The organism is Brevundimonas sp. (assembly GCF_032107865.1).
In the GTDB taxonomy this organism is placed as follows: Bacteria; Pseudomonadota; Alphaproteobacteria; order Caulobacterales; family Caulobacteraceae; genus Brevundimonas.
Genome location: NZ_DAMCNG010000204.1, coordinates 1 through 4,599, shown reverse-complemented (window position 1 = coordinate 4,599; position 4,599 = coordinate 1). Strand labels below are relative to the sequence as shown.

The following is a 4,599-nucleotide window of genomic DNA, read 5'->3' as shown; positions in this document are numbered from 1 at the left end:
TGTAGTGGAAGAAGCAGCGGCGCAGGAAGGCGTCCGGCAGTTCCTTCTCGTTGTTCGAGGTGATGACGACGACAGGGCGGACCTCGGCGCGGATCGTCTCGTCCGTCTCCTGGACGTAGAACTCCATGCGGTCGAGTTCCTGCAGCAGGTCGTTGGGGAACTCGATGTCGGCCTTGTCGATCTCATCGATCAGCAGGACGGGACGGGCGGGCGCGGTGAAGGCCTCCCACAGCTTGCCCTTCTTCAGATAGTTGCGGACATCGTGGACCCGTTCGTCGCCCAGTTGGCTGTCGCGCAGGCGACTGACAGCGTCGTATTCATACAGGCCGTTGTGCGCCTTGGTGGTCGATTTGACATGCCAGGTGATCAGCGGCGCGTTCAGCGCCCGCGCCAGTTCATAGGCCAGAACCGTCTTGCCGGTGCCCGGCTCGCCCTTGATCAGCAGCGGCCGTTCCAGCGCCACGGCGGCGTTGACGGCGACCTTCAGGTCGTCGGTGGCGATGTAGTTGGACGTGCCTTCGAACCGGCTCATGCGAAACCTGCTCCATTCCGGGGGAAAGGAGCAGGTAGCTTAAAGAGATGCGCATGAACAGGCGGCAGGTGTCAGGTGATGCGCTTGGCCGACACCGGGTCGCTGGCGGGGAAGGTCTCTTCGACGCCTTCGTCGATCAGGGCTTCCTGGCGGTTCTCGGCTTCCTTTTCCTTGTCCTTCAACTGGTCGGGCTTGCCGTGTTCGTGAGGCGCGCGCTTGGCCGGAGGGGTGTTCGGATCGGCGTCTTCCTGGGCCTTGGTCGGATGATGTTCGGTCATGAAATCCCTCATTGCTCGGGGCCGTAGCCCAGATCCTCGATATCGTCGTCAGAGAGGCGCTTGGCTTCCCAGTGGGCGGCGCTGGCCTGGGCGCCGCGCTGGTTGCGCATCAAGCCGGCGTAAACCAACTCGATCTCGTTCGCGCCCGAGACCGTGGCGCCGTCGCCGTCCGCCTCGTTCAGCCGCACGCCGTTGACGCCCAGCAGGGCGTCGGCCTCGGCTTCTATGCCGTCCAGCGCCAGATCGGCGTCCAGATCGGCGTCGTCCTCGTCAAAGGGCTCGGCGTCGGCGTCCCCGTCCAACTGGGTGACGTCCAGCACGTCTTCGGCTTCGTCGAACGACAGATCGCCGTCGCCTTCATCGTCCAGGTGGGTCTCGTCGTAGACCTCGGCCTGGTCCTGGCCGTCGGCCTCGAATTCCGGTCCTGCCATCGTCGTCTCCCTTCCGAAAGGTCAACGGCTCGGCTGGGCGGGGCGTTCCCGTCTGCGCGATCGTGACGCTGGGGGCGCTCGAAGTGAAGGGATGGTTAACCACGTCGCTTTACAGTTCTTCAGCGGCCGGCCGTCACGGTGAGGGCGGCGCCACGGAGACCTTCCCTTGCCTCTGAAACTGTCGCTGAAGCCCGGCGAGAAATTCGTGCTGAACGGGGCCGTCGTGCAGAACGGCGACCGTCGCGGCGTCCTGGTCCTGCAGAACAAGGCCAGCGTCCTGCGCGAAAAGGACATCATGCAGCCCGAGGACGTGACCACGCCCGCGCGCCGCATCTACTTCCCCGTCATGATGATGTATCTGGATGAGTCGGAAGCGCCCAAATTCTATGATGAATTCGCGCTGCGTCTGACGGAGTTCATGGGGGCGGTGCGCAACCCGGACATCCTGACCGAATGCGTCGCCTGCTCCAAGCACGTGCTGGCGCGCCAGTATTACAAGGCCCTGATGGGCGCTCGCAAAATCGTCGATTACGAAGACCAAAGGCTCGGCAATGTCGCTTCAGGCGTACAAGACGGCGGCGACGCGGGCTGAATCCCCGCGTGAAATGGAATACCGGCTGTTCGGCCAGGTGACGCGCGCCCTGATGCACGCCTCGACCCTGGACAAGTCGGATGTTGCGGGGCGGATGGACGCCCTGGACTGGAACCGTCGTCTGTGGTCGACGCTGGCGACCGCCTGCTCGGATTCCGCCAACGCCATGCCGCAGGCGATGCGGGCGCAGTTCATTTCCCTGAGCCTGTTCGTCAACCGCAACACCTCGGAAGTCATGCGGGGCGATGACGACTTCTCGACCCTGATCGACATCAACCGCATGATCATGCAGGGCCTCAGCGGCCAGACCGACGCGGGCTGAACCTAGAAGAGGTTCGCCGCCCATTCGGCGATGCCGGCGACGACGGCGACGACCGTCGTCCACACCAGGGCCAGATAGATCCCGCACACGCCCGTGCCGAAAAAGCCGGCCAGGATGAAGGCGCCGTCGCGCTGGATGATCCCCAGGCCGAACAGGGCCAGGGTCAGACCGGGCAGGGCGTCGCCGAACGGCACCGGCAGGGCCATCATCAACGCCAGCAGGATGCAGATCAGGCCGATGACCACATCGGCCGCCTCGCCCGTCAGCACTGGCCAGCGGGGGCGGGTCAGACGCTCGACTCGGCGCAGGCGCGGCAGAATCTTCGCGGCGGCGGCGCAATAGGACGCCCGGCTCACCGACAGGTTCAGCAGCCAGCGCGGCAGCCAGACCTTGTCGCGCTGCAGGGCCATTTCGGCGGCGATCAGGATGATCGGCACGGAAAAGACCGCCTTGCCGCCCGGCGGCCAAGGAAACAGAGCCATGAGCGCCAGCATCAGGATGACGGCGCCGAAGCCGCGCTCGCCGAATCCTTCGACCATCTCGCGCAGGGACAGCTTCTCCGACTCGCCTTCGCCCAGTCGTTCCAGCATGTCGGAAAAGGTGCGGCGTTCGTCAGGCGGCGGCGTGGAAACGAGCGTCATCAAGCGGGACTCAAGGCGAGAATTGAAGCCAAGGTAAGGGGGCGTGCGAGCCGACGCCATACCCTGTTATGCAGTCCTGTCATCGGGGCTCCGTCTGCCCGTGAATCAGTGCCTTGAGACGTGCTCTGGTTTATCCTTGCGCCGTGTGTGGGCGAGCTCTTCCAGCTGCTTTTCGGTCATCGATTCCATCATGGATTTCGACGCGCCCTTCAGCTTGGACCTGGGCGTATCGCCGCGCTTGGCCGACAGAGCGGCTCCGGCGGCTTTCTGCTGGGCGGCGGACTTGGCGGGCATGACGATCTCCTTCGGATGAAGGGCAACCGCTGGCCCGCCTTGAGGTTCCTCAGCTTCCCAGAAGCTCGCGGCCGATCAGGAAGCGGCGGATTTCGTTGGTGCCGGCGCCGATGTCGTAGAGCTTGGCGTCGCGGACCAGGCGCTCGACCGGCCATTCCTTGGTATAGCCGGCTCCGCCCAAGGCCTGGACGGCCTCCAGCGACACCTTCACCGCGTTTTCCGAGGCCAGCAGGATGGCGCCCGCCGCGTCGTAGCGGGTGGTCTTGCCCTGGTCGCAGGCGCGGGCCACCGCATAGACATAGGCGCGGGCGCTGTTCAGGGCGACGTACATGTCGGCCACCTTGGCCTGCATCAGCTGGAAGCTGCCGATGGCCTTGCCGAACTGCTTGCGGTCGCGGACGTAAGGCAGGACCACGTCCAGCGCGGCCTGCATGATGCCCAGCGGACCGGCCGACAGGACGGCGCGTTCATAGTCCAGGCCGCTCATCAACACGGCCGCGCCGCGCCCTTCGCCGCCCATGATGTTCTCTTCGGGGACTTCGCAATCCTCGAACACCAGTTCAGCCGTGTCCGAGCCGCGCATGCCCATCTTGTCCAGCTTCTTGGAGACGCTGAAGCCCTTCATGCCCTTTTCGATCAGGAAGGCGGTGACGCCGCCGTTGCCGTCGCCGGTGCGGGCGTAGACGACCAGGGTGTCGGCCGAGGGGGCGTTGGTGATCCAGAACTTGGTGCCGTTCAGGACGTAGCGGTCGCCCTTCTTCTCGGCGCGGGTGCGCATGGACATGACGTCCGAGCCCGAGCCGGCCTCGGACATGGCGAGCGAGCCGACGTGCTTGCCCGAGATCAGCTTGGGCAGGTATTTCGTCTTTTGCTCGGCCGTGCCCCAGCGGCGGATCTGGTTGACGCACAGGTTGGAGTGGGCGCCGTAGCTCAGGCCGATCGAGGCCGAGGCGCGGGAGACTTCTTCCATCGCGACGACGTGTTCGAGGTAGCCGAGGCCGAGGCCGCCGAACTCTTCCTCGACGGTGATGCCGTGCAGGCCCAGTTCGCCCATCTCGGGCCACAGGTCGCGGGCGAACTCGTTCTTCTCGTCGATTTCGGCGGCGCGGGGGGCCAGCCGTTCGGCGGCCCAGCGGGCGGTGGTGTCGCGGATGGCGTCAGCGGTCTCGCCGAGGCCGAATTCCATGGATTGGGGCGCGAAGGGAATGCTCATGCCGCAAGGCGTAGCATCGTGCGCGAGCTTCGCAAAGACGCCTCTTAGCGCGACTGTTTCTGCTTCGAGGCGTCGGTCGTTGAAGCCTTGGCGCGCAAGGCGCTCCAGGCCGCCATGCCGATGAAGACCAGACCCGCGACGGCCAGGCCGGCGCCGATCAGGACGGTGGCGTCGCTGGCCGTTGGGGCGCGCCAGGCGCGCTGGAAAGCGGCGATTCCCGCCAGGAAAGCCAAGGCGCCGACGCCGCCGATGAACAGGACGGCGCCCTTGTCGCCCAGGGCTGTATCGGCCGCGGC

9 protein-coding genes are annotated in these 4,599 nt (G+C 65.6%); 2 read left to right on the top strand and 7 right to left on the bottom strand.

Annotation, left to right across the window (positions count from 1 at the left end):
- From RT567_RS13745 to RT567_RS13735, 3 genes are all read right to left on the bottom strand, one after another.
- A partial coding sequence (locus RT567_RS13745; RefSeq protein WP_313576848.1) for a MoxR family ATPase occupies nt 1-532 on the bottom strand: 532 nt, incomplete at its 3' end.
- A gap of 71 nt (nt 533-603) precedes the next feature.
- Nucleotides 604-810: a hypothetical protein gene (locus tag RT567_RS13740; protein WP_164918008.1), complete on the bottom strand. Its 207-nt coding sequence runs from the start codon at nt 808-810 to the stop codon at nt 604-606.
- A gap of 8 nt (nt 811-818) precedes the next feature.
- Complete coding sequence (locus tag RT567_RS13735; RefSeq protein WP_313576847.1) at nt 819-1,241, bottom strand: hypothetical protein; 423 nt, start codon at nt 1,239-1,241, stop codon at nt 819-821.
- Nucleotides 1,242-1,407: 166 nt separating this feature from the next.
- On the opposite strand from RT567_RS13735, the gene flbT reads away from it, so the two are divergent.
- Both flbT and flaF read left to right on the top strand, forming a co-directional pair.
- Nucleotides 1,408-1,833, top strand: a complete 426-nt coding sequence (flbT, locus tag RT567_RS13730) for a flagellar biosynthesis repressor FlbT (RefSeq protein ID WP_087141383.1) — start codon at nt 1,408-1,410, stop codon at nt 1,831-1,833.
- Entirely contained in the window at nt 1,793-2,155 is a 363-nt protein-coding gene (flaF, locus tag RT567_RS13725) for a flagellar biosynthesis regulator FlaF (RefSeq protein ID WP_313576846.1), read from the top strand. Before flbT ends, flaF begins: the two co-directional genes overlap by 41 nt.
- A gap of 2 nt (nt 2,156-2,157) precedes the next feature.
- Here flaF and RT567_RS13720 read toward each other — a convergent pair whose 3' ends face one another.
- From RT567_RS13720 to RT567_RS13705, 4 genes are all read right to left on the bottom strand, one after another.
- A complete protein-coding gene (locus tag RT567_RS13720; protein WP_313576845.1) occupies nt 2,158-2,796 on the bottom strand; it encodes an exopolysaccharide biosynthesis protein in 639 nt (212 codons plus the stop codon).
- Nucleotides 2,797-2,901: 105 nt separating this feature from the next.
- Entirely contained in the window at nt 2,902-3,090 is a 189-nt protein-coding gene (locus RT567_RS13715; RefSeq protein ID WP_313576844.1) for a DUF3008 family protein, read from the bottom strand.
- Nucleotides 3,091-3,139: 49 nt separating this feature from the next.
- Nucleotides 3,140-4,303, bottom strand: coding sequence for an isovaleryl-CoA dehydrogenase (locus tag RT567_RS13710; protein WP_313576843.1), 1,164 nt, complete (start codon nt 4,301-4,303; stop codon nt 3,140-3,142).
- A 44-nt stretch (nt 4,304-4,347) separates the two neighbouring features.
- Nucleotides 4,348-4,599, bottom strand: a 252-nt coding sequence (locus tag RT567_RS13705; RefSeq protein WP_313576842.1) for a hypothetical protein, incomplete at its 5' end; no start/stop codon positions are given.